The sequence below is a fragment of the Jannaschia halovivens genome (assembly GCF_046452375.1).
GTDB lineage: Bacteria > Pseudomonadota > Alphaproteobacteria > Rhodobacterales > Rhodobacteraceae > Jannaschia > Jannaschia halovivens.
Map to the genome: position 1 here is coordinate 424,542 of NZ_JBKFDJ010000002.1, position 25,014 is coordinate 449,555.

Annotated in this window: 23 protein-coding genes, 1 tRNA gene, 1 pseudogene and 2 riboswitches; of the genes and pseudogenes, 10 read left to right on the forward strand and 15 right to left on the reverse strand. The window is 69.7% G+C overall.

Translation table 11 applies throughout. The features are described 5' to 3' along the window. Positions 1-88 precede the first annotated feature (88 nt). The 4 genes from yghU (at position 89) to ACK8OR_RS15565 (ending at position 6,657) form a co-directional block, all read left to right on the forward strand. Positions 89-907, forward strand: a complete 819-nt coding sequence (yghU, locus tag ACK8OR_RS15550; protein ID WP_410190314.1) for a glutathione-dependent disulfide-bond oxidoreductase — start codon at positions 89-91, stop codon at positions 905-907. An 88-nt stretch (positions 908-995) separates the two neighbouring features. Further along, complete coding sequence (gene moaB, locus ACK8OR_RS15555) at positions 996-1,526, forward strand: molybdenum cofactor biosynthesis protein B (protein ID WP_410190315.1); 531 nt, start codon at positions 996-998, stop codon at positions 1,524-1,526. A 74-nt stretch (positions 1,527-1,600) separates the two neighbouring features. Further along, on the forward strand, positions 1,601-3,049 hold the full coding sequence (locus ACK8OR_RS15560; RefSeq protein WP_410190316.1) for an efflux RND transporter periplasmic adaptor subunit: 1,449 nt from the start codon (positions 1,601-1,603) through the stop codon (positions 3,047-3,049). Then, complete coding sequence (locus ACK8OR_RS15565; protein ID WP_410190317.1) at positions 3,049-6,657, forward strand: efflux RND transporter permease subunit; 3,609 nt, start codon at positions 3,049-3,051, stop codon at positions 6,655-6,657. Before ACK8OR_RS15560 ends, ACK8OR_RS15565 begins: the two co-directional genes overlap by 1 nt. Here the strand turns inward: ACK8OR_RS15565 and nusB are convergent. The 7 genes from nusB to ACK8OR_RS15600 form a co-directional block, all read right to left on the reverse strand. Then, complete coding sequence (gene nusB, locus ACK8OR_RS15570; RefSeq protein WP_410190318.1) at positions 6,654-7,136, reverse strand: transcription antitermination factor NusB; 483 nt, start codon at positions 7,134-7,136, stop codon at positions 6,654-6,656. The two genes, ACK8OR_RS15565 and nusB, sit on opposite strands and share 4 nt — an antisense overlap. A 275-nt stretch (positions 7,137-7,411) precedes the next feature. Beyond that, entirely contained in the window at positions 7,412-7,954 is a 543-nt protein-coding gene (locus tag ACK8OR_RS15575) for a 6,7-dimethyl-8-ribityllumazine synthase (protein WP_410190319.1), read from the reverse strand. A 3-nt stretch (positions 7,955-7,957) separates the two neighbouring features. Then, complete coding sequence (gene ribB, locus ACK8OR_RS15580) at positions 7,958-9,076, reverse strand: 3,4-dihydroxy-2-butanone-4-phosphate synthase (RefSeq protein WP_410190320.1); 1,119 nt, start codon at positions 9,074-9,076, stop codon at positions 7,958-7,960. A 63-nt stretch (positions 9,077-9,139) separates the two neighbouring features. Next, a complete protein-coding gene (locus tag ACK8OR_RS15585; RefSeq protein WP_410190321.1) occupies positions 9,140-9,901 on the reverse strand; it encodes an SDR family NAD(P)-dependent oxidoreductase in 762 nt (253 codons plus the stop codon). A gap of 58 nt (positions 9,902-9,959) precedes the next feature. After that, positions 9,960-10,514 (reverse strand): hypothetical protein, encoded by a 555-nt coding sequence (locus ACK8OR_RS15590; protein WP_410190322.1) that lies wholly within the window; start codon positions 10,512-10,514, stop codon positions 9,960-9,962. A gap of 30 nt (positions 10,515-10,544) precedes the next feature. Then, a complete protein-coding gene (locus tag ACK8OR_RS15595; RefSeq protein ID WP_410190323.1) occupies positions 10,545-10,787 on the reverse strand; it encodes a YdcH family protein in 243 nt (80 codons plus the stop codon). 281 nt (positions 10,788-11,068) lie between these two features. Continuing rightward, a complete protein-coding gene (locus ACK8OR_RS15600) occupies positions 11,069-11,668 on the reverse strand; it encodes a riboflavin synthase (RefSeq protein WP_410190324.1) in 600 nt (199 codons plus the stop codon). A 130-nt stretch (positions 11,669-11,798) separates the two neighbouring features. On the opposite strand from ACK8OR_RS15600, the gene ACK8OR_RS15605 reads away from it, so the two are divergent. From ACK8OR_RS15605 to ACK8OR_RS15615, 3 genes are all read left to right on the forward strand, one after another. Continuing rightward, entirely contained in the window at positions 11,799-13,082 is a 1,284-nt protein-coding gene (locus ACK8OR_RS15605) for a capsule biosynthesis protein (protein ID WP_410190325.1), read from the forward strand. A 101-nt stretch (positions 13,083-13,183) separates the two neighbouring features. Further along, positions 13,184-14,323 (forward strand): polysaccharide biosynthesis/export family protein, encoded by a 1,140-nt coding sequence (locus ACK8OR_RS15610; RefSeq protein WP_410190326.1) that lies wholly within the window; start codon positions 13,184-13,186, stop codon positions 14,321-14,323. Positions 14,324-14,447: 124 nt separating this feature from the next. After that, complete coding sequence (locus ACK8OR_RS15615; RefSeq protein ID WP_410190327.1) at positions 14,448-16,406, forward strand: capsular polysaccharide biosynthesis protein; 1,959 nt, start codon at positions 14,448-14,450, stop codon at positions 16,404-16,406. An 8-nt stretch (positions 16,407-16,414) separates the two neighbouring features. Here ACK8OR_RS15615 and parA read toward each other — a convergent pair whose 3' ends face one another. Beyond that, complete coding sequence (gene parA / locus ACK8OR_RS15620) at positions 16,415-17,050, reverse strand: ParA family partition ATPase (RefSeq protein WP_410190328.1); 636 nt, start codon at positions 17,048-17,050, stop codon at positions 16,415-16,417. Between the two features lie 100 nt (positions 17,051-17,150). Between parA and ACK8OR_RS15625 the strand changes: the two genes are divergently transcribed. Continuing rightward, complete coding sequence (locus tag ACK8OR_RS15625; RefSeq protein WP_410190329.1) at positions 17,151-17,789, forward strand: extensin-like domain-containing protein; 639 nt, start codon at positions 17,151-17,153, stop codon at positions 17,787-17,789. A gap of 6 nt (positions 17,790-17,795) precedes the next feature. On the opposite strand, the gene ACK8OR_RS15630 is transcribed toward ACK8OR_RS15625, so the two are convergent. Further along, the gene (locus ACK8OR_RS15630; RefSeq protein WP_410190330.1) at positions 17,796-18,746 is read right to left on the reverse strand and encodes a L,D-transpeptidase family protein; all 951 of its coding nucleotides are present in this window, start codon (positions 18,744-18,746) and stop codon (positions 17,796-17,798) included. 118 nt (positions 18,747-18,864) lie between these two features. Beyond that, positions 18,865-18,940, reverse strand: a tRNA-Ala gene (locus ACK8OR_RS15635). A 239-nt stretch (positions 18,941-19,179) separates the two neighbouring features. Here ACK8OR_RS15635 and ACK8OR_RS15640 point away from each other — a divergent pair. Continuing rightward, entirely contained in the window at positions 19,180-19,386 is a 207-nt protein-coding gene (locus tag ACK8OR_RS15640; RefSeq protein ID WP_410190331.1) for a hypothetical protein, read from the forward strand. A 56-nt stretch (positions 19,387-19,442) separates the two neighbouring features. Here the strand turns inward: ACK8OR_RS15640 and gcvP are convergent, their stop codons facing one another. The 5 genes and pseudogenes from gcvP to gcvT form a co-directional block, all read right to left on the reverse strand. Continuing rightward, positions 19,443-22,268 carry an aminomethyl-transferring glycine dehydrogenase gene (gene gcvP / locus ACK8OR_RS15645; RefSeq protein ID WP_410190332.1) on the reverse strand — a complete coding sequence of 942 codons (2,826 nt, stop codon included), beginning with the start codon at positions 22,266-22,268 and terminating at the stop codon, positions 19,443-19,445. Between the two features lie 15 nt (positions 22,269-22,283). Then, positions 22,284-22,577, reverse strand: coding sequence for a VOC family protein (locus ACK8OR_RS15650; protein WP_410190695.1), 294 nt, complete (start codon positions 22,575-22,577; stop codon positions 22,284-22,286). After that, positions 22,547-22,633: pseudogene (locus tag ACK8OR_RS15655) on the reverse strand (VOC family protein); the annotation flags it as partial. The pseudogene ACK8OR_RS15655 and the gene ACK8OR_RS15650, both read right to left, overlap by 31 nt. Before the next feature lie 72 nt (positions 22,634-22,705). Next, entirely contained in the window at positions 22,706-23,065 is a 360-nt protein-coding gene (gene gcvH / locus ACK8OR_RS15660) for a glycine cleavage system protein GcvH (protein ID WP_410190333.1), read from the reverse strand. A gap of 17 nt (positions 23,066-23,082) precedes the next feature. After that, positions 23,083-24,204: a glycine cleavage system aminomethyltransferase GcvT gene (gene gcvT, locus ACK8OR_RS15665; protein WP_410190334.1), complete on the reverse strand. Its 1,122-nt coding sequence runs from the start codon at positions 24,202-24,204 to the stop codon at positions 23,083-23,085. A 34-nt stretch (positions 24,205-24,238) separates the two neighbouring features. Continuing rightward, positions 24,239-24,301: riboswitch (glycine riboswitch) on the reverse strand. A 3-nt stretch (positions 24,302-24,304) separates the two neighbouring features. Continuing rightward, positions 24,305-24,398, reverse strand: a riboswitch (glycine riboswitch). 74 nt (positions 24,399-24,472) lie between these two features. Between gcvT and ACK8OR_RS15670 the strand changes: the two genes are divergently transcribed. After that, complete coding sequence (locus tag ACK8OR_RS15670; RefSeq protein ID WP_410190335.1) at positions 24,473-25,003, forward strand: gamma-glutamylcyclotransferase family protein; 531 nt, start codon at positions 24,473-24,475, stop codon at positions 25,001-25,003. Positions 25,004-25,014: the final 11 nt, after the last annotated feature.

Below are 25,014 nucleotides of genomic sequence, written 5' to 3' on the forward strand. Positions count from 1 at the left end.
CGCGTCCTGTCGACACGGACGGCTGCGCATTGACCCCGGCGGCGCGGTGCTACCTGTTACGGGCCACGTCTACGACCGAGGATCACCGATGACCTACACGCCCCCCGCCGTCTGGGAAAACACCGTCTCCGGCGGCAAGTTCGCCAACATCAACAGCCCCACGGCCGGCGCGCGGCACGACAAGGACCTGCCCGTGGGCGAGCACCCGCTGCAGCTCTATTCGCTGGCGACCCCCAACGGCGTGAAGGTAACGGTCCTTTTGGAGGAGCTTCTGGAGGCCGGGCATGATTGCGAATACGACGCTTGGCTGATCGACATCTCGGAGGGCGACCAGTTCTCGACGGGCTTCGTGGACGTGAACCCCAATTCGAAGATCCCCGCGCTGTTCGACCGCACCAAAGGCGCGAACGTGCGCGTCTTCGAGAGCGCCGCGATCATGCTTCACCTCGCCGAACGTCACCGGGCCTTCCTGGGCGATTCGCGCCCCGAGATGCTGTCCTGGCTGTCCTGGCAGATGGGATCGGCCCCGTTCCTCGGCGGCGGCTTCGGTCATTTCTACGCCTATGCGCCAGAGAAGCTGGAATATCCGATCGACCGCTACGCGATGGAGGCCAAGCGCCAGCTCGACGTGCTCGACCAGCATCTGGAGGACAACGAGTGGATGGCGGGCAGCTATTCCATCGCCGACATGGCGATCTGGGCGTGGTACGGCCAGCTCTGCCTCGGGCGGCTCTACGAGGCGGCCGAGTTCCTCGCGGTTCGTGAATACGAGCACGTCATGGAATGGGCCAAACGGATCGACGCGCGACCCGCCGTGCGCCGGGGCCGGATGGTGAACCGCGCCTTTGGCGACGACGAGAGCCTGAAGCTGCCCGAGCGCCATTCGGCGAAGGATTTCGAGCGTTGATCTGACGGATCGCCGCATCGCGAATGCGGCGACCGGGCGGGGGGCCAGCCCCCCGCACCCCCCGGCATATTTGAGGAACATCGAAGACATGACCGAGCGCGCGTTCCTGCCCTGCCGCATCGCCGTGCTGACGGTGTCCGACACGCGGACGCCCGAGGACGACCGGTCGGGCGACACGCTGGTCGCGCGGCTGGAGGCGGCGGGGCACGTGCTGGCGGACCGGGCGATCTGTCCCGACGACCGGGTGGCCATCGGCGAGCATCTGGCGCGCTGGTGCGGCGAGGACGCGATCGACGTGGTGATCTCGACCGGGGGGACGGGGCTAACGGGGCGGGATGTGACGGTCGAGGCGCATCGCGACGTCTACGAGAAGGAGATCGACGCCTTCGCCACGATGTTCACCCTCGTCAGCATGAAGAAGATCGGGACGAGCGCGGTGCAGTCGCGCGCCTGCGCGGGGGTGGCGCAGGGGACGTATCTCTTCGCGCTGCCCGGCTCGCCCTCGGCCTGCCGGGACGCCTGGGACGAGATCCTCGTCCACCAGCTCGACTACCGCCACATGCCCTGCAACTTCGTCGAGATCATGCCGCGTCTCGACGAGCACCTGCGACGGAAGTGATGCGCGCCTGCGTGTGACTTTGGATAACGCAGCGGTCGCATTATCTATGACGTGGTACGAAACCCGGAGATGACATGCGCTTTCTCGGTCGCAGCCTGACGGCCCTCTTCCTCGCCGCGCTGACGGTGGGCCTCCTGGGCTGGGCGGCACAGATCACGCTGTCGGCGCTCGAGGATCGTGCCGCGCGCGACGGGGATGGCCCGCCAGCCCGTGAGCGCGTGCTGGCCGCCAATGTCGTCACCGCCGAGGCCGGTCGGATCGTGCCGACCCTGACCGCCTTCGGCGAGGTCCGCGCCCGCCGCGTGCTGGAGCTGCGTGCGCCGGTCGGGGGCCGTGTCGTCGAACTGGCCGACGGGTTCGAGGAAGGCGGCACGGTCGAGGCCGGGCAGATCCTGATGCGGATCGACCCGAGTGCCGCGGAGGCCGACCTGTCGGTGGCCCGGGCCGATCTCGCCGGGGCCGAGGCGGAACTGCGCGACGCTGCGCGGGGGCTGGAGCTCGCACGGGCGGAGCTGGCCGGGGCCGAGGCGCAGCGCGACCTGCAGCGTCAGGCGCTGGATCGGCAGGCGGACCTCTCACAACGCGGGGTCGGATCGACCGCGGCGGTTGAAGTGGCGGAGCTTGCGCTGTCGGCGGCCGAACAGACGATCCTGTCGCGGCAAGGCACCATCGCGCAGGCCGAGACCCGGATCGACGCCGCGAACCTCTCGGTCGAGCGCGGCCGGATCGCGGTGGCCCAGGCCGAGCGCGACCTCGACGACCGCTCGCTCCGGGCGGAATTCGCGGGCCAGCTCTCGGACGTGTCGGTGCTGCGCGGCGGGCTGGTGAACGCCAACGAGCAGGTCGCGACTCTGATCGACCCCTCCGAGCTGGAGGTGGCGTTCCGTCTTTCGGCGGCACAGCACGCGCGGCTTCTTTCGGAAACCGGCGCCTTGGTCGGGGCGCCCGTGCGCGCGGTGCTCGACGTGCAGGGCCTGCTGCTGGAGGCCGCAGGCACCATCACGCGCGAGAGCCCGGCCGTCGGCGAAGGACAGACCGGGCGACTGGTCTTTGCACGCTTGGCCGGGGTGGACGGCTTCCGACCCGGCGATTTCGTCCGGGTCGAGGTCGAGGAGCCGGCGCTGGTCGATGCGGTCCTGCTGCCGTCGACGGCGCTGTCGGCCCAGGGCAGCGTGCTGGTGCTCGGCGCGGAGGACCGGCTGGAGGCGGTTGACGTCACGCTCCTGCGGCGGCAGGGCGACGACGTGCTGGTCCGCGGCGAGATCGACGGCCGCGAGGTCGTGGTCGAGCGCGGCCCGGCACTGGGCGCGGGCATCCGCGTCCGGCCGCTGCGCGACGGTGCGCCGCCCGAGCCCGAGGAGATGGTGACGCTCGACGACGAGACCCGCAGCCGTCTCAAGGCCGTGGTCGAGGCCAACACCCGCCTGCCCGACCCGGTCAAGGCACGGATGCTGGCGCGGCTGGACGAGGCCGAGGTACCCGCCGAGATGGTCCAGCGCCTCGAAGCGCGGTCCGGCGGCTGATGCGCATCCTCGGCTACTTCACGCGCCACAGGACGGCGGCGAACCTTCTGCTGGTGCTGATGCTGGCCGCGGGTGCGCTGGCCCTGCCGAACATGCGCGCGCAGTTCTTTCCCGATGTGGTCGTGGACGATGTGGACGTCACGGTGGTCTGGGACGGGGCCGGCGCCGAGGATGTCGACCTGGGGATCGCGCAGGTGCTGGAGCCCGCGCTTCTCGCCGTCGAGGGGGTCACCGACAGCCGTGCCACCAGCCGCGAGGGCCGCGCCTCGGTGACGCTGGAGTTCGAGCCGGGCCGCGACATGGCGAATGCGGCGGCGGACGTGCAGGCGGCGGTGGATGCGCTGACGACGCTGCCCGACGGGGCCGAGGATGCCGATGTCCGTCAGGGCGGCTGGACCGACCGGGTGACCGACGTGATCCTGACCGGGCCGGTGGGTGTCGATCAGTTGGCGCGACTGACGGATGCGTTCACGACGCGGCTGTTTGCGGCGGGGGTCACGCGGACCACGATCCGGGGCGTGGCGGCCCCCGAAATCGTCGTAGAGGTGCCGACCGTCGCGCTCCTGCGCTACGATGTGACCCTGTCGGAGATCGCGGACGCCATCGCCGCCCAGAGCCGGGCCGATCCCGCAGGCGACGTCTCGGGGGCGAACGCGCGGGTGCGCACGGGCACCGATCGCCGCGACCCCGCCCAGATCGAGGACGTGGTGATCCGACGCGACGGCGACGGAACCGCGTTGACCGTGGGCGATGTCGGGCGCGTGACGTCCGAGGGCGTGGACCGGGACCGGGCCTATTTCGTCGGCGACGACCCCGCGATCAGCCTGCGCGTGGACCGCAGCGCCGAGGGCGATGCCATCGCACTGCAACGGCAGGTCGAGGAAGTCGCCGCCGAGATCGTCGCGGCCGCGCCCGACGGCGTGCGCATCGACCTCATCCGCACGCGGACCGAGGCGATCACCGGGCGCATCGACATCCTCGTGGACAACGCGGTGCTGGGGCTGGGGCTGGTGGTGATCCTGCTCTTCCTGTTCCTCAACGCGCGCACGGCCTTCTGGGTCGCCGCGGGCATCCCGGTGGCGATGTTCTCGGCCATCGCGCTGATGTGGCTGGCCGGGCTGACGATCAACATGGTGTCGCTCTTCGCGCTGATCATCACGCTGGGGATCGTGGTCGACGACGCCATCGTGGTGGGCGAACACGCCGATTTCCGCGCCCGGCGGCTGGGGGAGGACCCGGAGACGGCGGCCGAGAACGCCGCCCGCCGGATGTTCACGCCGGTCTTCTCGGCCACGCTGACGACCGTGATCGCGTTCTTCGGCCTCGTCGCCATCGGCGGGCGGTTCGGATCGCTGATCGCGGATATCCCGTTCACCGTGATCGTCGTGCTGATCGCATCCCTGATCGAGTGCTTCCTGATCCTGCCGCATCACATGGCCGGCGCGCTCAAGCATCGCGAGCCGAAGGGCTTCGACCGGACGCGGGCCACCGTGGGGGCCGTCGCACTGACCGTGTTCACCGTGGCGGGGGTAACGCTCCTCTGGGTGGCGGCGCATTTCGTGGCCTGGCGGGCCGGGCTGACCGAGGCGGGGCCGCGCCTGACGCCCGCCGGTCTGTCGCTGCCGCTGGCTGCTGGCGGTGCGCTGGCCTTCGCACGGCTGACGGGGTTGATCGGCGACCGGCAGGCGCTCTGGTCGCGGCTGTTGCGGCACGGGATCGACGTCGTCTCGACCACGGTCAATTCGGGCTTCGAATGGGTGCGCGAGCGGATGTTCCGCCCCCTCGTCCGCCTCGCCATCCATGCCCGCTACCCGGTCGCGGCGGCGGCGATCGTGCTCTTGTCGACGCAGGCCGCCCTCTTCATGCGCGGCGACGTTCAATGGCGCTTCTTCAATGCCCCGGAGCGCGGCTCGGTCACGGGCAATTTTGCGATGGCCGACAATGCCACCCGCGCCGACACCATCGCGCAGATGCGCGAATTGCAGCGCGCGGCGACCGATCTGGGCGCCGCCTATGCCGAACGCTATGGCGTCGATCCGCTCGCCTATGTCATCGCCGAGATCGGCGGCAATACCGGCCGCCCGCTGGCCTCGGCGGACGAGAAGGATGCCGACCAGCTTGGCGCAATCTCGATCGAGCTGATCGACGCGGATCTGCGCCCCTATTCCAGCTTCCAGTTCGTCGGCGAGTTGCAGGAGACGGCGCGGCAGCTGCCCCTGACCGAGGAGATCAGCTTTCGCGGCTGGCGGTCCGGGCCCGGCGGCGACGCGCTCGGCGTGAATTTCTTCGGGGCCGATTCCGCCTCGCTGAAGGGTGCCGCCGAGGACCTGAAAGCCGCGATGGCGCGCTTTCCCGAAGTGTCGGGCCTCGAGGACACGCTGCCCTACGACAAGGACGAGTTGATCCTGGAGCTGACGCCGCAAGGCGAGGCGCTGGGCTTCGATATCGACGCGCTGGGCCGCGTGCTGCGCGACCGGCTGGGCGGGATCGAGGCGGCGACCTTCCCCGACGGGCCGCGCACCGGCGCGATCCGCGTCGAGCTGCCCGAGGGCGAGATCCGGGCCGATTTCCTCGACGAGTTGCGCCTCGCAGCACCGTCGGGCGGCGGGGCCGTCGCGCTCGCCGACATCGTCACGGTCGCAACGCGCTCGGGCTTCGCGTCTGTGAACCGCGAGAACGGCGTCCAGTTCGTCGGCGTCGCGGGCGAGCTGAACCAGGACGACGCCGCACGCGCCGCCGAGATCCGCAGCATCATGACCGAGGAGATCCTGCCCGAGATCGCGTCGCTCCGGCAGGTCGAGTGGCGCGTCTCGGGGCTGGCTGAGCAGGAGAACCAGTTCCTGACCGACGCGACAGTCGGCCTCGTGTCCTGCCTTCTGGGCATCTACCTGGTGCTGGCCTGGATCTTCTCGTCCTGGACGCGGCCGGGCGTGATCATGGCCGTCATCCCCTTCGGGCTGATCGGTGCGGTCTGGGGACATTGGTTCTGGGACGTGCCGCTCTCGATGTTCTCGATCGTCGGGCTGATCGGGATGACCGGGATCATCATCAACGATTCGATCGTGCTGGTGACCACGGTGGACGAATACGCGCAGGACCGCGCGATCCGGCCCGCCATCGTCGACGCGGTCTGCGACCGACTGCGGCCGGTCCTGCTGACGACGCTGACGACGGTCCTGGGGCTCGCCCCGCTGCTCTACGAGACCTCCAGCCAGGCGCAGTTCCTGCGACCGACGGTCATCACGCTGGCCTACGGGCTGGGCTTCGGAATGGTGCTCGTGCTGGTGCTCGTTCCGGCGATCCTGGCGATGGGCCACGATGCCGCGCGGATGGGCACGGCGCTGCGCCGCATGGCCCGCCTGCCCGCGCGCCGCAGGGGCCGGGGCGTCGGCCTTCTGGGACTGGCGCTGGGCACGGCGATCATCGGCTGGGGCGTGGCGACGCTGGGCTGGACGCTGGCGACGGGGACGACGGCGGTGCCGCTGCCGGTCGAGGGCGTGCCGGAGGCGCTTGCGCTCTTCCTTGCAGGCGTGGCCACGCTCCTTCTCGTGACATGGGGCCTGACGGCGGCGGTACTGGCCGTACGTCGCCCGCGGCGGCCCGCCTAGAACGCCTCGGGGCGTGCCTCGCGCGCCATGTGGTCGAGCACGGCGTTCACGAAGCCGGCTTCCTTGCCCTCGGGGAAGAACGCGCGCGCGACTTCGACGAACTCGTTGATCACGACCTTGGGCGGCGTCTGCGTCACCAGAAGCTCGCCCCCTGCGGCCCGGAACACGGCCCTGAGCGTCGGGTCGATGCGCCCGAGCGGCCACTTGGCCACGAGCGCGCGGTCGGTGAGCTGGTCGATCCGCGTCTGTTCGGCGACGGCGGCTTCGAGCAGCGCGCGGAAGAGATCTACATCGCCTTCCGAGAAGGCGCCCTCGTCCGTGACCATGCCGAAGCGATGGTCCTCGAACTCGACCCGCACGGCGTCGAGCGTCTGCGCCATGGCCTCCATCTGAAACAGCGCCTGCACCGCGTAGAGGCGGGCGGCGGATTTCATGCGGCGGCGAAGCGCCCGTCTGTCGTCGGCGGAGGTGTTCGGCATGGCGGCGACCTATGGCCCGCCGCGGGGCGGGTCAAGCGAGAGCGTGGGGTCGGATCGCGGGCCATTCTGCACGCCAGCCCAAGCACCTTTCCTTCGTACGAAGGAAAGGAGAGATTATTCGTACGAATAATCTTCAGGAACGTTTCTCGGATCGGGGCGGTCGGCGCATGCATGACCGCCTGCGGCGGCCGCACCGGCCTCGCATGCTCGTCCGTCGGGAACGTCTTCCCGCGCAACGGCCTAACCGCCAAACCTTTCGAAATCGCAAACGCTGCTCAGGCGACTGTCGGACCCTTCCGCGCCGCATCGTGCTGGAAGCTGCCGGGTCGGAAACCGATGCCCTTCGTTTCCGTCGTCAGCACGCGCTGCAGATGGACCAGGTGCAACGCCGCCGCCGCCGCGCCGCCGGCGGTGTCCAGCCGCTCCGCATCGGCCCGCTCCTCGGCCTGTTCCATGTTCTCGACGGTGATGATCCCGTTGCCGATACAGGCCCCGGCCAGCCCCAGCGTCGCGATCGCCCGCGCGCTCTCGTTCACGACCACGTCGTAATGCGACGTCCGCCCCCGGATCACGCAGCCGAGCGCCACGTAGCCGTCGAAATCCGCCTGTCGGTGCGCGATCCCGATGGCGGTCGGAAGCTCCAGCGAGCCGGGCACCTCGATCGTCTCGTGGGTCGCGCCGGCCCGTTCGATCACGGCGCGGGCCGAGGCCAGTTGCGCCGTCGAAATCGCGCCGTAATAGGGCGCGATGACGATCAGGATCTTCGGCGCCTCGTCGAAGCGCGGCAGGTCGAGCACGTTGTCGGAATGTCCGGCCATCGTTCAGGCCTCCTTGGGGATGGCGCGCGTGCCGGTGATCGTCAGGCCGTAGGCATCGAGCCCCACGACCTTCGGCGCGCCCGAGTTGGTCACCAGTTCCATCTCGTGGATGCCGAGGGCAGCGAGGATCTGCGCGCCCAGCCCGTATTGCCGGAGCTTCTGCGGGCTGACCCCGCCGGGGTCGAGCTTCATCTCGGTGTCGCGCAGCAAGACGACCACGCCGCGCCCCTCCTCGGCGATGACCTGCATGGCACCGGCCAGGTCGCTGTCGCCGATGCCCAGCGCGTCCTCCATCGGGTTCATCGCGTGCATCCGCACCAGCACGGGGGCCTGCGCGATGTCGCCCTTGGTAAGGACGATATGTTCCGAGCCCTGCGTCTCGTCGGTGAAGACGCGCATCAGCCACTCGCCCCCGATCCGCGACGTGACCGGGTGGCTCGCCGTCTGGTTGACGAGGTTGTCGTGGCGGCGGCGGTAGGAGATGAGGTCGCTGATCGTGCCGATCTTCAACCCGTGCAGCTGCGCGAAGGCGATGAGGTCGGGCAACCGGGCCATCGACCCGTCATCCTTCATGATCTCGCAGATCACGCCCGTCGGGTTCAGCCCGGCCAGCCGCGCGATGTCGCAGGCGGCTTCCGTGTGGCCCGCGCGCACGAGGACCCCGCCGTCGCGGGCGCGGAGCGGAAAGACATGGCCCGGCGTCGCGATGTCCTGAGGCCCCTTGGAAGCGTCGATGGCGACGCTAACGGTGCGGGCGCGATCATGGGCCGAGATGCCGGTCGACACGCCTTCGCGAGCCTCGATGGACACGGTGAAGGCCGTCTCGTGGCGCGAGGAGTTCTGCGACGCCATCAGCGGCAGGCCCAGCGCGTCGATCCGCTCACCCGGCAGCGTCAGGCAGATCAGGCCGCGCCCGTGGGTCGCCATGAAGTTGATCGCGTCCGGCGTCGCCATCTGCGCCGGGATCACGAGGTCGCCCTCGTTCTCGCGGTCCTCGTGATCCACGAGAATGAACATCCGGCCGTTGCGCGCATCCTCGAGAATGTCCTCGATGGCCGAGATCACATCGGAATTCTCGCGCTCCACCGGGCCGGGCGCCTCGAAGGGAATGGGGTCTGCCATGGGGCACCTCCTGTCGGATGGCTTCCTAGCGGGCGGTGCGCACGGGGGCCAGTGCGCCTGCGCTCATTTGCTCTGCATCCGGCGCGCCATCTTCAGGACCTGACGCCGCGGCAGCAGTCCCAAGAGCCGGGTCGCGACCTTGAGCTGGCCTTCGTTGATCGCGACGAGTTCGCCCTTCATCATGGCGTCGTACCCGACCTTGGCGACGGCCTCGGGCGTACTGCCGCCCTTGGTCAGCGGGGTGCCCTCGAGGTCGGCGCGGGCGGCGAAATCGGTCGCGACGTAGCCGGGCGCGAGGACGGTCACGGTGACCCCGTCCTTGCGCATCTCCTCGTCGAGGGCCTGGCTGAAGCTGTTCACGAAGGCCTTCGACGCGAAATACGTCGCTTGGAGCGGTCCGGGCAGCATGCCTGCGGTCGATCCGACATTCAGGATCCGCCCCTGCCCCCGCGCGACCATGCGCGTTCCGATGGCGTGGCAGAGCGTCATCACGGCGGTGATGTTCACGTCGACCATGTTGAGGTCATCCGCCAGCGAGCGCTCCACGAACCGTCCGCGCCCGCCGAAGCCCGCGTTGTTGATGAGGATGTCGATCTCCTGCCCCTCGGTCGCCGCGAGGATGGTGGCGAGCCCCTCTTGCGTGCCGATATCGGCGGCGACCGGCGTGACGGTGGCGCCGTGCGCGTCTTTCAGTTCGCGGGCGAGCGTCTCGAGTTCCGGCAGGCGGCGGGCGGTCACGATGAGGTCGCCGCCGCGCTTGGCATGAAGGGTCGCAAGCGCGCGGCCGATGCCGCCCGAGGCGCCGGTGATCAATGCGAGGGTCATGTCGGTCTCCGTCTGGGTCCCTTCGGATATTGGACCGAACGGTTCGCGTTGAAAGGCGTCAGCCGAAATATCGCGCGGCGGGAACGTAGCCTGCGGCGCGTGCTGCGGCGCACCATTCGCGCTCGAACGCGGTGTCGCCGATCATGAGGACGGCGTCCGAGGGCAGCTTCCGGTCGGCCAGCACGGCGCGCAGATGCCGCCGCATCGCGCCCCAGCTATCGGTGAAACGCGGCGCGGGCGCGGCCCAGTCGAGCGGGTCTGGCGTCTCGGCAGCCAGCGGCGCATGCACCAGAACGCCGCGCGACGCGGCCACGTCCGAGAGTTTCGCGGCCCGCACGGCCTCGAGTTCGGCGCGGCGGATCATGCCGAGGGCGTTCGACGAGAAGAGGAGCGCCACGATGTCCCGCCCGGTGGCCGCCCGGACGCTGGCATAGGTGCCGTAATCGAGCCCCAGCGCCGCCGCCCGCCGGACGCGCAGGCGCACGACCTCGACCGGCATGACGTTCCCCATCACCGCGCGACGCGCGCGGCGCCACTGATGGAGCCGCCCGCGATAGCCCGCGGGATCCGTGCCGGAATTATGCCCGATGCCATGCGTCACGCACCAAGGCATGGGCCATCGGCGCGTGCCGGGCAAGTCGCGTCAGGCCGCGTCGCGGAGGATGGCCGCGATCTCGTCTTTGAGCGTCAGCCGCTGGCGCCGGAGCTCCAGCATATGGACGTCGGAGCACGGCTGCACGTTGGTTTCGGCGCGGTGAATCTCGCGGTTGAGCACGTGGTAGCGCTCGGCGAGCTTTGCAAAATGCGGCGCCTGGGCCTTCAGACGGGTGATGGTCTCGGCCTGATCGGGAAATTCCTCGGTCAGTTCGTGGGGCACATGGGACATGGGGCGGGCTCCGTTGCCGGGTTCGGGTCGCGGGCACCCTGACCCGCATCGGCGCGCGCCACCTTGATCCGGGTCAACCTTGGACGATCCAACCGACCGCGCGGCACGCGTCGCTACGGGCGCGGGCCGCGTCGGCGAACCCCATCCGGGGCGGGTGCAGGCGGCGCCTTCCATGGGCGTCCTCGGGATCGCGGCGGCATTCGACCCAGCCCGCGCCGTCCCGATTACGAGGATGTCGACGCAGCGGTCGCCGGTCGCATCCTCGATCGGCGCCTGGACGGTCACCCCGCCTCGGCCAGCCGCGCGACGTAGCGCGCCAGCGTGTCGATCTCGAGGTTCACGCGGTCGCCGGGGGCGGCGGTGCCCCAGGTCGTGACCTCCTGCGTGTGCGGGATCAGGTTGACGCCGAACTCCACACCCTCGACCTCGTTGACGGTCAGGGACGTCCCGTTCAGCGCCACCGAGCCTTTGGGCGCGATGAAGCGCGCGAGCGCGGTTGGGGCGGCGAAACGGTAGCGGATGCTGTCGCCCTCGGGCACGACCGACAGGATCTCGGCCACGCCGTCGACATGGCCCGAGACGATATGCCCGCCCAGCTCGTCGCCGACCCGCAGGCTGCGCTCGAGATTGACGCGCGTGCCCTCGGTCCAGGCGCCCAGCGCCGTCTTAGACAGGCTCTCGCCCGAGACGTCGACGTCGAACCAGTGCCCCTCGGCGTCCGTGCCGCGATCCACCACCGTCAGGCAGCATCCGTCGCAGGCGATGGACGCGCCCATGTCGATGCCCGCCGCGTCGTAGGCCGTGCCGATCCGCACCCTGAGGTCGCCGCGCCGATCCAGCGCGCGGATCGTTCCGATATCGGTGATAATGCCCGTGAACATGGTGCCTCCGTCGCTCGAACGTGACGTAAAGCCAGTGCGCATTGGCCACAAGTGCCCCGAACGTGCCACAATCGCGCCTTTCCCGTGCCGCCGCGGCGGGGCACCACGGACCTGTCTATCGGAGGGCGAAATGCGTCCAACGCGCCGATTCCTGTTCTTGCAGGGGCCCCACGGGCCCTTCTTCCACCATCTGGGGCGGCTGCTCCGGGCGGCGGGCTGCGAGGCGTGGCGCGTGGGGTTCAATCGCGGCGACGATGCGTTCTGGTTCCACCGCGACAGCTACATCGCATTCCAGGATGCGCCCGAGGCATGGCCCGCCGCCTTCGCGCGTATCGTCGAGACGCGCGGCATCACCGATCTGGTGATCTATGGCGACGTCCGTGCGATCCACGCCGAAGCGGTCGCCGAGGCCAAGGCGCGCGGCCTGACCGTGCACGTCTTCGAGGAAGGTTACCTGCGGCCCTGGTGGATCAGCTACGAGCGCGACGGCTCGAACGCCCATTCGCGGCTGATGACCAAGACCGTCCCCGAGATGCAGGCCGCGCTGGCCCAGCTCGATCTCGACCTGCCCGATGCGCCCGCCCATTGGGGCGACATGCGACACCACGTCTTCTACGGCGCGCTCTATCACTGGTTCGTGGTCTCGCGGCCCGGTGCCTACCGCGCCTACCGGCCGCATCGCGACATCACGGTGCTCAAGGAGTTCCGGCTCTATCTGCGCCGCCTCGTGACCATGCCCTTCACCGCGCTCGAGCGGCGCTGGAAGACGCGCCGGATCGTCCATGGCGGCTTTCCCTATCACCTGTGCCTGATGCAGCTCGAACATGACGCGAGCTTCCAGGCGCATTCCCCCTACGCGTCGATGACCGAGTTCCTGACCGAGGTGATCGCGGGCTTCGCCGCGGGCGCGCCGTCGCACCACCATCTCGTGCTCAAAGCCCATCCGCTCGAGGACGGGCGCGCGCCGGTCAAGGCGACGGTCGCGCGGTTGGTGGCCGAATACGGGCTGCGCGACCGCGTCCATTACCTCCGGGGCGGCAAGCTCGCCGGGCTGATGAACGAGGCCCGCTCGGCGATCACGGTGAACTCGACGGCGGCGCAGCAGGCGCTCTGGCGCGGGTTGCCGGTGCTGGCGCTGGGGCGGTCGGTCTATTCGAAGCCCGAATTCGTCAGCGACCAGTCGGTCGAGGCATTCTTCGCCGATCCCGAACGCCCCGACAGCCGCGCCTATCGCGATTACCGCCACTACCTCCTGGAGACATCCCAGGTGGCGGGCGGCTTCTATTCGGCGCGCGGACGCCGGCAACTCCTGCGGCAGGTCGTCGACATGATGCTGTCGGACATGGACCCCTATGACAGGCTGGAGGCGGGCAAACCCGCGCCCCGGCAGAATTTGAAACTGGTATCCGGCTAGGCTACCGTCGACCACAACACCGCCCGCGCGGAAACACGCGCCGGATCGGGGACAACCCCGGCGAGCGAGGCACCGAAGGCAGATCGAGAAGGACAGGCACCATGGGTATCGCTCTGGGACGCGCCGCACGCATCGCGGTGCTGGCCACTTTGGCCTCCGCTATCGCCGCATGCGGCACCCTGCCCCGATCCGGGCCGAACAAGCGCGAGATCTTCGCGGGCTCCGTCCTCAACGAGGGCGATGCCTTCATCGTCTCGGTCAACGACCGGGTGGCGCGCGCCACGGCGGTCACGCCCGCCCTCGGCTTCAGCCCATCCTTCCGCCATGCGGGCCTGGTCGGCGCGGACACGATCCGGCCGGGCGACACGCTGGGCCTCATCATCTACGAGAATGTCGAGGACGGGCTCCTGACCAATGCGGGCGCCTCGGCCTCGCTGATCGACGAGGTGCAGGTCGACAGCGCAGGCATGATCTTCATCCCCTATGCAGGCCGCCTGCGGGCCGCGGGCAATACGCCCGAAGCGCTGCGCCAGGTCATCACGCGCCGCCTCGACGAGCAGACGCCCGACCCGCAGGTCGTCGTACGTCGCCTCGCTGGCGACGGCGCGACGGTCAGCGTCGTCGGCGGCGCGGGCGCGCAGGGCGTCTATCCGATCGAGCGTCCGACGCGGACGCTGACCGCGATGATCGCCGCCGCCGGGGGCGTGGCCATCTCGCCCGACGTGGCGCTGGTCACCGTCACGCGCGGCGGGCGGACCGAGACGGCCTATCTCTCCGATCTGTACAAGAACCCGGCGATGGATATCGCGCTGCGCAACGGCGACACGATCTTCATCGAGGAGGACACCCGCTCCTTCACCGTGCTCGGCGCGACCGGCAGCCAGAGCCGTCTGGAATTCGACAGCGAGGTCATCACCGCCATCGACGCGCTGGCCGAGGTGGGCGGCCTGAACCCCCTCCTCGCCAACCCCACGGGCGTCTTCGTCTTCCGCAACGAGCCCGAGGCCATCGCCGAGGCCGTGATGGGCCGCGACGACCTGACCGGCACGCAACGGTTGGTCTACGTGCTCGACCTGACCGAGCCCAACGGCATGTTCAACGCCCGCGATTTCGTCATTCGCGACGGCGACACGGTCTATGTCACCGAGGCGCCCATCGTCGGCTGGAACCGCTCGGTCGCCGCGATCTTCGGCTCGCTGGGGCAGATCACCGCAGCGGGAACGGCCGTCGGCGTCAACTGAGTATGAGACACCGGGCGTCCGCGTGCGGTCCGGCCCGCATCGTCCTCTGGCCCGAAATACCTCGGGGGAGCGCGAGGGGGCTGGCCCCCTCGCTCCCGCCGGCGCCGCGATCGCGGCCGCCGGCATGACCGCGCCCCGCCGCGTCGCGCGCTTCGTCTCGGGCGGGTTCCTGTCGCGCCGCATCCGCCGCATCGCGACCCTCGCGGGCGTCGACCTGCGGCCCGGCCTGCCCCGCGACGGCGACTGGATCGCGGCCTGGGGCCATGACGGCCCGTCGGCCCGCCGCGCCGCCGCCTTGGCCGCCCGCACGGGGGCCCCGATCCTGCGCTTCGAGGACGCGTTTTTCCGCTCGCTCCATCCCGGCCGCGCGGGCGAGCCGACGCTGGGCCTGACCATCGACGCGGCGGGCGCGCATTACGACGCGACCGCCCCGTCGGAACTCGAGACGCTCTTGGCCACGCACCCGTTCGACGATGGCGACCTGATCGCCCGCGCCCGCGCGGCGATGGACGAGATGATCCGGTCGGGGGTTACCAAATACGCCGGCACGCGGACCGATCTCGACCCACCCGACCCGGGCTACGTCCTGGTGATCGACCAGACGCGGGGGGACGCGTCGATCCGGCTCGGCGGCGCCTCCGAGGCGACCTTCCGCGAGATGCTGCTGATCGCGCGCGAGGAAAATCCCGGCACGCGCATCCTCATCAAGACCCATCCCGAGACCGCGCAGGGCCTGCGCGCGGGCCATTACGGCGAGGGGGATGCCGTCCACGGGGCCACGCTCGAAACCCGCGCCCTGCCGCCTGCCACGCTGCTCGCCGGCGCGGCGAAGATCTATACCGTGTCCAGCCAGATCGGCTTCGAGGCGATGCTGCACGGGCACCGTCCCATCACCTTCGGGCAGCCCTTCTACGCCGGGTGGGGGCTCGACGACGACCGCAACCCGCTCGACCGTCGGCACCGCAAGCTGACGCGAACGCAGCTCTTCGCGGGGGCCATGGTGCTCTACCCGCACTGGTACGATCCCCATCGCGACCTGCTTTGCGACCCGCTCGACGTGATCCGCATCCTCGAGGCGCAGGCGCGGGCGTGGCGGGAGGATCGGGAGGGCTGGGCCGCGCCCGGCATGCGTCTCTGGAAGCGCGCGCCGATGCGGCGGTTCCTGTCGAAGCAGGTCGTCTATCGCGCCGACCCGGCCCGACGCCGCCTCGTCTGGGGGGCCGCCGCCGCCGAGGGCCCGGTGACGCGCGTCGAGGACGGGTTCCTGCGGTCGCGCGGGCTCGGGGCCGATCTGATCCCGCCCTTGTCTCTGATCCTCGACGGGCAGGGCATCTATTACGACCCGGCCGCGCGCTCGGACATGGAGGACGCGATCATCGCCGCCGCCGCGCTGCCGCCGGAGGCACTGGCCCGCGCCCGTGCGCTGCGGGCCGCGATCGTCGCGGCGGGACTGACGAAGTACAATCAGGGCGGCGGCCTGCCCGATCTGCCCGACGGACCGATTCTCCTGGTGCCGGGGCAGGTGGCGGATGACGCGTCAATCCGGCTGGGCACGTCGGACGTGACCGACAATGCGGGCCTTTTGCGCGCTGCGCGGCGGGCCAATCCGGACGCGGTGATCGTCTACAAGCCGCATCCGGATGTCGAAGCCGGGCTGCGTGACGGCGCCATCGGGGCCGAGGACGCGGATGTCGTCGCGTCGGACACGGATCCGCTGGCGCTCATCGCGCGGGCGGGTGCGGTCTGGACGCTGACCTCGCTTCTGGGGTTCGAGGCGCTGCTGCGCGGCGTGCCCGTCACCACGCTGGGGACGCCCTTCTATGCCGGATGGGGGCTGACGACGGACAAGGGCCGCATCCCGGCGCGACGCCGGGCCGCCCGTCCGTCACTGGACGCGCTGGTCCATGCGGCGCTGATCGCCGTGCCGCGCTATCACGACCCGGTCACCGGTACGGCCGCGCCACCGGAGATCATCGTGGAGCGGCTGGCCGCGGGCACGGTGCCATCACCCGGGCCGGGCAATCGGCTTCTGGCCAAGGCGCAGGGCTTGCTAGCGTCGCAGGCCTGGCTCTGGCGCGGCTGAACCGCGCGTCAGGCTTCGAGGGCCGCCAGGATCTCGTCCACGAGGGCCGACACCTCGTCGGCGGCGGCCTTGGCGCCGGGATACTCCCGCACCCCCTGCCCCCGGCCCATCGCCTCGGCATAGGCGACGCGATTTGCGATCACGCCCTCGGCGGCCTCGGCCTCGAGATCGGACAGCGCGGCCTTGATCGAGGCGGTCAGCCGCGTGCCAGCGCGGGCCCGGTTGAGGACGGCCAATGGGCGCTTGCCCTCGCGCGCGGCCAGTTCCAGCACGCCCTCGGTCGCCCAGAGGTCAACCTGGCTGGCCGAGACGGGCACGACCACCAAGTCTGATGCTTTGAGCGCGGGCCGCAGGTCGCCGTCGATCTTGGGCGGCGTGTCGATCAGGACGAAATCGTGGGTCGGCCCGTATTTCGAGACCTCATATCCGATGCCCCAGGCCGACGCGGTCGAGAAATCGACATCCGGCTGGCCCTGCATCCGCTCCAGCCGGGTCATGAACCAACGGCCCATCGACCCCTGCGGATCGCTGTCCAGAAGCGCCACCCGGTGCCCGCGCGCGATCAGCTCGACGGCCACGTTGGCACAGAGCGTGGTCTTGCCGGACCCGCCCTTCTGCTGGGCGAAGGTGATCGTCGTGGCCATGTCGCATCCCCATGCTGCAGTGCGGCAAGACCATGCGCGCGCCTTGGCGCGGCGTCAATCCCGGCTAGGTCAGCGACATATCGAATGACGGAGACCTGCAATGACCCGCCTTGCCCCTGCCCTCGTCCTCTGCCTCACGTCCCCAGCGACCGCGCAGGAGGCGTGGCCCATGGCCGACTGCCTGACCGCGCTTCAGGAGATCGCCCAGGCCGAGGCGGCCGAGGTGCCCGAGGCGGACGATCCGCTCTGCACCTTTCCGACGCCCGTCCGGATGACCGCGATCGAGACCGAAACGGGGCCGGTCCTGCTGTCGGGCGACCCGATCTTCCAGTGCGATTTCGCGCTGGCGGTCGCCACCTACGTGCGCGACGACCTCGTCCCGGCCGCGACCCTGCACATGGAAGACCGGCTGGACGCGATCGGCACGGGCAACGGCTTCGTCTGCCGACGGCGCAACGGCGCGCCGGACGGCAAGTTCTCGGAGCACGCGTTCGGCAACGCGATCGACATCACGACCTTCCGCTTCGACGGCAGCCTGCTCGTCGTCGCCGAGAGCGAGGATCTATCGGCCGACGAGGAAGCCTTCTTCGACGTCGCCCGCAAATCGGCCTGCGACGACTTCACGACCGTGCTCGGGCCGGGGTCGAACGCCGCGCATGCTGATCACTTCCATTTCGACCTCGGGCGGTCGGTGAAGGAGGGTCTCCGCGTCGCCGAGCCCTATCGCATCTGCGAGTGACGCCGTTCAGCCGCCGGTGAACTCGACCACCGTCTCGCCGGGCTTGACCAGTTGGGCGAGATGCTCGGCATCCCAGTTGGTCAGGCGCACGCAGCCATGGGACGCCATCGAGGTGATCTCGGTCGGATAGGGCGTGCCGTGGATGCCGTAGGTCGGCTTGCCGAGATCGATCCACATCGAACCGACAGGTCCGTTCGGTCCGGCGGCGATCTGCACGACCTCGTCGAAATCGGCGTTGGGCAGGTTCTCGGGGTCATAGGTATAGGTCGGGTCGGCGGCGATGGCCGTGACCTTCATCGACCCCGAGGGCGACGGGGTCTGCTGCGAGCCGACGGCGGCGGGGGCCGCGAAGATCAGCTTGCCATCCTCGCCGGTGCCGTCGAAGGCCTCCAGTCGCCCGGTATCGCGATTGACGGTGATGCGCATCACCTCGCCCTCGGGCGCGACGCGGGTAGCGGCGACGGTGATCTCGGTTCCGGCGGCAGTGAAGTCGGCCTCGGGGTTCAGCTCGGCCAGAAGCTCGGGGTCCATCTGGAAGCGCTCGGCCAGCATCTCCTGGTGCGAGTGGTAGCCGAGGTGGTCCATCTCGGCCATCTTCTCGTAATCCTCGGGGATCTCGGGCGTCGCTTCGAAGCCCGCATCCTCTTCGGTGAGGGTGTAGGTCTCGGTCGCGGGTCCGCCCTGTTCGAGCACGGCCCAGAGTTCGGGATCGAGTTCGCCGTCGACGGTCATCCCGTTCATCGCCTCGAAGGCCCGAAGCGCGGCGCGGGTCGCCTCGCCCATGTAGCCGTCGACATACCCGACCGATGCGCCGCTCCGGTCGAGCAGCACCTGGAGGCGGATCATCGCAGCCCGATCCTCGCCCGAGAGCGGGTCGGCGCCGTTGATCTCGTCGATCGAGAGCTGGGCCGCGGCGGCGGTGGGCAGAAGGAGAGCGGCGAGTGCAATGGATTTCATGGGTCCGGTCCGTGGTGGCTGACCGAAAGTCAACGCGAACGGACGGGCGGTGTTCCGCCGACCCCTGCGCGACCCTGCGGCAATGCGGCAATGCGGCCCATGTGATCCGAAGTAGGGATGGTGGAGCCGAGGGGAATCGAACCCCTGACCTCGTCATTGCGAACGACGCGCTCTACCAACTGAGCTACGACCCCAACGGGGCGGCATATGACCCTGGGGAGAGGCCGCGTCAAGCCGGTCCGGGCGGGTCGGGCACCGGAGACGACGCACGATCGAAGAACGGAAACGCGGAGCAGACGCAGGGGGTCGGGCCGTGTTGTCCAGGTGGTCCCCGTTCGCGCATGGCACCTATGCAAATTCGCACCGATTCATGGGGTGCGCTTGGCTGTCGCGCGCCCATATATGGAAGACGTTCAAGAGAAGGATAGAACCGATGAGCGTTCTGACCCCCTGTTCCTCGAAGGCGATGGGCCTTCACCGTGGTGCGACCCTTGGCCTTGCCGCCCCGCTGATCGGCGCGTTGCTGGCCGGGGGCCTCTGGCTCGCCGCGTCGTCGGCGGCGCCCTTCTGGGCCGAGCCGAATTCCCACTTCACGGCCGAGCGGCTGGCTGAAGTGACGCGGATGCTCGCTGAGCAATAGGCCCGGCGAGCCCGAACCCGCGCGGGCGGCGACCGATCGCCGCCCGCCGCGCGTCCCTACTCGGCCGCTTCGAGATAGTCCTCGACCGGCGGGCAGGTGCAGATCAGGTTGCGGTCGCCCGCGACGTTGTCGACGCGGTTGACCGGCGGCCAGTACTTGTCGACCCGGAACGCGCCCGGCGGGAAGCATCCGTCCTCGCGGCTGTAGGGCCGGTCCCAGTTGCGCACGAGATCTTCCATCGTGTGCGGCGCGTTCTTCAAAGGATTGTTGGCCGCGTCCATCTTACCGTCGGCGATTGCCGCCACCTCCTCGGCGATGGCCAGCATCGCGGTGCAGAAGCGGTCGAGCTCGGGCTTCGGCTCGCTCTCGGTCGGCTCGACCATGAGGGTGCCCGCGACGGGCCAGGACATGGTCGGCGCGTGGAAGCCGTGATCCATCAGACGCTTGGCCACATCGTCGACGGTGACGCCATGCTCGGCGAAGGGGCGCGTGTCGAGGATGCACTCATGCGCGATCCGCCCGCGCCGCCCGCCATAGAGGACGGAATAGGCCCCCGAGAGCCGTCGCGCGATGTAGTTGGCCGAGAGGATCGCGACCTTGGTGGCCTGCGTCAGGCCCGCGCCACCCATCATCATCACATAGGCATAGGAGATCGGCAGGATCGACGCCGACCCGTAGGGCGCACCCGAAACCGGGCCGTCGGTGCCCCGCTCGGGGTGACCCGGCAGGTGGGGTGCCAGGTGGGCGCGGACGCCGATGGGCCCCATACCGGGGCCGCCCCCGCCATGGGGGATGCAGAAGGTCTTGTGAAGATTCAGGTGGCTGACATCCGCGCCGATCTCGCCCGGCTTCGAGAGGCCCACCATCGCGTTCAGGTTCGCCCCGTCGAGATAGACCTGCCCGCCATGGGCATGGGTGATCTCGCAGACCTCGCGGACGGTGTCCTCGAAGACGCCGTGGGTCGAGGGATAGGTGATCATGCAGGCCGCGAGGTCGTCGCCCGCGGCCTCGGCCTTCGCGCGGAAATCGTCGAGGTCGATATCGCCGTTCTCGGCTGATTTGACGACGACCACCTTCATCCCCGCCATCTGGGCACTGGCCGGATTGGTGCCATGCGCGCTTGTCGGGATGAGGCAGACGCGCCGGTCGTCGCCATTCGCCCGGTGATAGGCGGCGATGGTCAGAAGTCCCGCATATTCGCCCTGAGCGCCGGAATTGGGCTGCATCGACATCGCGTCGTAGCCGGTGATGACACAGAGCCGCGCGGCCAGCTCGTCGATCATCCCGGCATAGCCCTCCATGTCCTCGGCGGGCGCGAAGGGATGGATGCGGCCGAATTCGGGGAAAGTGACGGGCATCATCTCGACGGCGGCGTTCAGCTTCATCGTGCAGGAGCCGAGCGGGATCATCGCGCGGTCGAGCGCAAGGTCGCGGTCCGCAAGGCGGCGCATGTAGCGCATCATCTCGGCCTCGGCCCGGTTCATGTGGAAGATCGGGTGGGTGAGGAAGTCCGAGCGACGCTTCAGCGCGTCGGGGATATCGGTGCGGCTGGCCGCGACCGGGCCGTCGATGCCGAACGCGCGCAGGACGCGGGCCAGCACGGCCTCGTCGGTCAGCTCGTCGCAGGCGATGCCGATGGCGGTATCGCCCACACGGCGAAGCGTGATGCCCTCGGCGCGGGCGGCGCGCCAGATGACGCCCTGCATCGGACCGGTCTCGACCGTCAGCGTGTCGAAGACATGGGCCGGGGCGACGTCGAAGCCCGCCCCGGTCAGCGCGTCGCGCAGCGCGACGGCATGGGCGTGAACATGGGTCGCGATGTGGCGCAGTCCCTTCGGACCGTGGAACACAGCGTAGAAGCTGGCCATCACGGCCAGCAGCGCTTGGGCGGTGCAGACGTTGGAGGTCGCCTTCTCGCGGCGGATATGCTGCTCGCGGGTCTGGAGCGAGAGGCGGTAGGCCTTGTTGCCATGGCTGTCGACGGACACGCCCACGAGGCGGCCCGGCATCGACCGCTTGAGCGCATCGGTGCAGGCGAAGAATGCGGCATGCGGGCCGCCATTGCCCAAGGGCACCCCGAAGCGCTGCGCGCTGCCGACCGCGATATCGGCCCCCATCGCGCCCGGCTCTTTCAGGAGGCACAGCGCAAGAAGATCGGTGGCCATGACCGCCAGCGCGCCCTCGGCATGAAGCGCCGCGATGAGGTCGGAGACATCCCGCAGGTGCCCGTTCGTGCCGGGATACTGGAAGATCGCGCCGAAGACGGCGGCGGGGTCTAGATCGTCGGGATCGCCCACGATCAGTTCGATTCCCAGAGGCTCGGCGCGCGTGCGCATGACGGCGATGTTCTGGGGATGGCAGCCGGCGTCCACGAAGAAGGCCTGCGCCTTCGACTTGGACATCCGCTGCGCCAGCACCATGCCTTCGGCGCAGGCCGTCGCCTCATCCAGCAGCGAGGCGTTGGCGATGGGCAGGCCGGTCAGGTCCGAAACCATCGTCTGGAAGTTCAGAAGCGCCTCGAGACGGCCCTGCGCGATCTCGGGCTGGTAGGGCGTGTAGGCCGTGTACCAGGCCGGGTTCTCGAGGATGTTGCGCTGGATCGCGGGCGGCGTGACCGTATCGTGGTAGCCTTGCCCGATCATCGCGGTCGTGACCCGGTTGCGGTCCGCCAGCGCGCGCATCCGGGCCAGGATCGCGTGCTCGGTCATCTGCGGCCACGGCAGCGGCTCGGCCTGCCGGATGCTCTGCGGCACGGTGTCGTCGATCAGCGCGTCGAGGCTCTCGGCCCCGACCACCTCCAGCATTTCGGCCATCTCCTGCGGCGAGGGGCCGATATGGCGACGGTTGGCGAAATCGTAGGTGTCGTAGTCGGTGAGGGTCATGGTGAGCGCTCCGGATCAGGCGGAATGGGTCAGAACGTTGACGAGATGGCCGTCAGGGTCGGTGAGAAAGAAACGACGGACACCCCGGGGCTCGTCCGCGGGGCCGTACGGGATCGGCGCCCCGGCAGCGCGGGCGGCGGCGAGGGTCGCGTCGAGGTCGTCCACTTCGATCGAGAGGGCCGGCACATCGGTGCCCGAGCCGCCCTCGGAGGCCAGCGAGAGCTGCACACCTGCGACCCCGCGCCCCGGATCTTCACGATCCAGCCATGATCCCTCGCAACCTCCAACCCGAAAACGGCGCGATAGAATGCGGCCGCGCGGGCTGGATCGGTGCAGTCGAGATTGGGGACGATACGGGCGGGCATGGGGTTCTCCGGGCGGGACGGATGGGGCGGACGGGGCCGGGCGCGGCGCGCGCGGGCCCCGACGCCACCGGATCAGTCGCCGATCAGCTCCTTGTAGGCGTCCTCGTCCATCATGCCGTTCATCTCCTCGGGGGTGGTGGTCGTCATCTTGAAGAACCACGCCGCCTCGGCGTCCTCGTTCACGAGGCCGGGCGTGTCCGACAGCGCGTCGTTGACCTCGGTAATCTCCCCGTCGAGCGGCGCGGTGATGTCCGAGGCGGCCTTGACGCTCTCGATGACCACGATCTCCTCGCCCTTGGTGACCGTGCGGCCCACCTCGGGGAGTTCGATGAACACCACGTCGCCCAGCTGGGTCGCGGCGTGTTCGGTGATGCCGACGGTGATGATCTCGTCTTTGGCGTCGAGCCATTCGTGGTCTTCGGTGAACTTCATTTGAGGGCCTCTCGGGATCAGCGCACGTAACGCGGCGCGTGGAAGGGAAGGTCGGTGACGGTCACGGGCAATCGCTTGCCCCGGACATCACCATAGAGCGTCGTGCCAGCGGCGCACCCCGCGGGCACATAGCCCATCGCGACCGGCGCGCCGATCGTCGGGCCGAACCCGCCCGAGGTGACGGTGCCCACGGGCACGGTGGCGGTCTCGCTGTCGTAAAGCATCACGCCCATCCGCATCGGCGCGCGGCCTTCGGGCAAAAGGCCGGTGCGACGGCGGTCGGCGCCCGCGTCGAGCTGGCCGAGGATGCGGTCCGCGCCGGGAAAGCCGCCCGCGCGGTCGCCGCCCGTGCGGCGGACCTTCTGGATAGCCCAGGCGAGATCGGCCTCGACGGGCGTGATCTCGGCGGTGAGGTCCTGCCCATAAAGCGGCATCCCGGCCTCGAGCCGGAGCGAATCGCGCGCCCCGAGCCCGATGGGTGCGACGGCGTCATGGGCCAGAAGCGCGCGCGCGAAGGCCTCGGCGCGGGGCGCGGGCACGCTGATCTCGAAACCGTCCTCGCCGGTATAGCCCGAGCGGCTGATCCAGAGCGGGGCGCCGTCCCAGTCGTGGGTGGCGACATCCATGAAGCGCATGTCTGCGACGCCCGGCACGAGGGTGGCCAGGGCCTCGGCCGCCCTCGGCCCTTGCAACGCCAGAAGCGCGCGGTCGTCCAAGAGTGTGACCTCGTGATCCGGCAGGCCCGCGGTCAGGATCTCCATGTCGAGATGCTTCATCGCACCGTTCACGACCAAGAGGAGGTGATCGCCGCGATTGGCGAACATCAGATCGTCCGCGACGCCGCCGTCGGGCAGTGTCAGGAGGCCGTAGCGCTGCCGCCCTTCGGCCAGCCCCGCGACGTTCATCGGGATCAGGCGCTCCAGCGCATCCGCTGCGCCATCGCCGCGCAGAATGACCTGGCCCATATGGCTGACGTCGAAGAGGCCGGCATCGCTGCGGGTGTGCAGATGCTCGGCCATGACGCCCATGGGGTACTGAACCGGCATGGTATAGCCCGCGAAGGGGACCATCTTGCCGCCGAGATCATGGTGCAGATCGGCCAGCGGGAGCGGCAGGGGCGGTGTGGTGTCATCGGCCATGGGTCGAGCCTCCGCGATGCGGTTTCCTCGCCCCCTCTGTCCCGTGCGCCTGAGATCGCTATCCCTTCGGCGGACCCGTTCGGGCCTCTCTCCAGAGTCTTCGTCACGACCGGTCCCTTGCGCCTGAGAGTTTACCGGGGCGGTTGCTCCTTCGGCCCTGCCCGCATGGGGCAGCGTCTCCCGAGTCGTGATGCGTTTCCTATAGGAAACTTCGCCGCCGCGTTGCAAGGGGTGGCGTGCGCGCCCGGCGCCCGGCATCACGGGCCACATGGAGACCGCACCGCCCCGCTTCTTCGGCTATGGCAGCCTCGTGAACCGGCTGGCCCATGCCTATCCAGATGCGGCTCCGCTGACCGTGGGCGGCTGGCGGCGCGCGTGGCGGCACACGCCCCTGCGGCCCGTCGCATTCCTGACCGCCGTGCCGGATCCCGGCACGCGGATCGACGGGCTGACGGCGGCGGTTCCGGCGGGCGACTGGCTGGCGCTCGACGACCGCGAGGCGGCCTATCTGCGCGCATCGCTGCCCGAGGGCCCGGCGATCTATCACATCCCCGACGGCCTCCATGGCCCGGCGACGGACACGCATCCGATCCTGCGGTCCTATCTCGACGTCGTCGTGCAGGGATACCTGGCCGAGTTCGGCCCGGCGGGGGTGGCGCAGTTTTTCGCGACGACCGATGGCTGGGACGCGCCGATCCGCGACGACCGTGACGCGCCGCTCTACCCGCGCGCGCAAAGGGTGTCGGGCGAGGTGACCGCGCTGGTCGATGGCTGGCTTGCGGCGCCAAACTCTTCCTGAAGAGTTTGTGC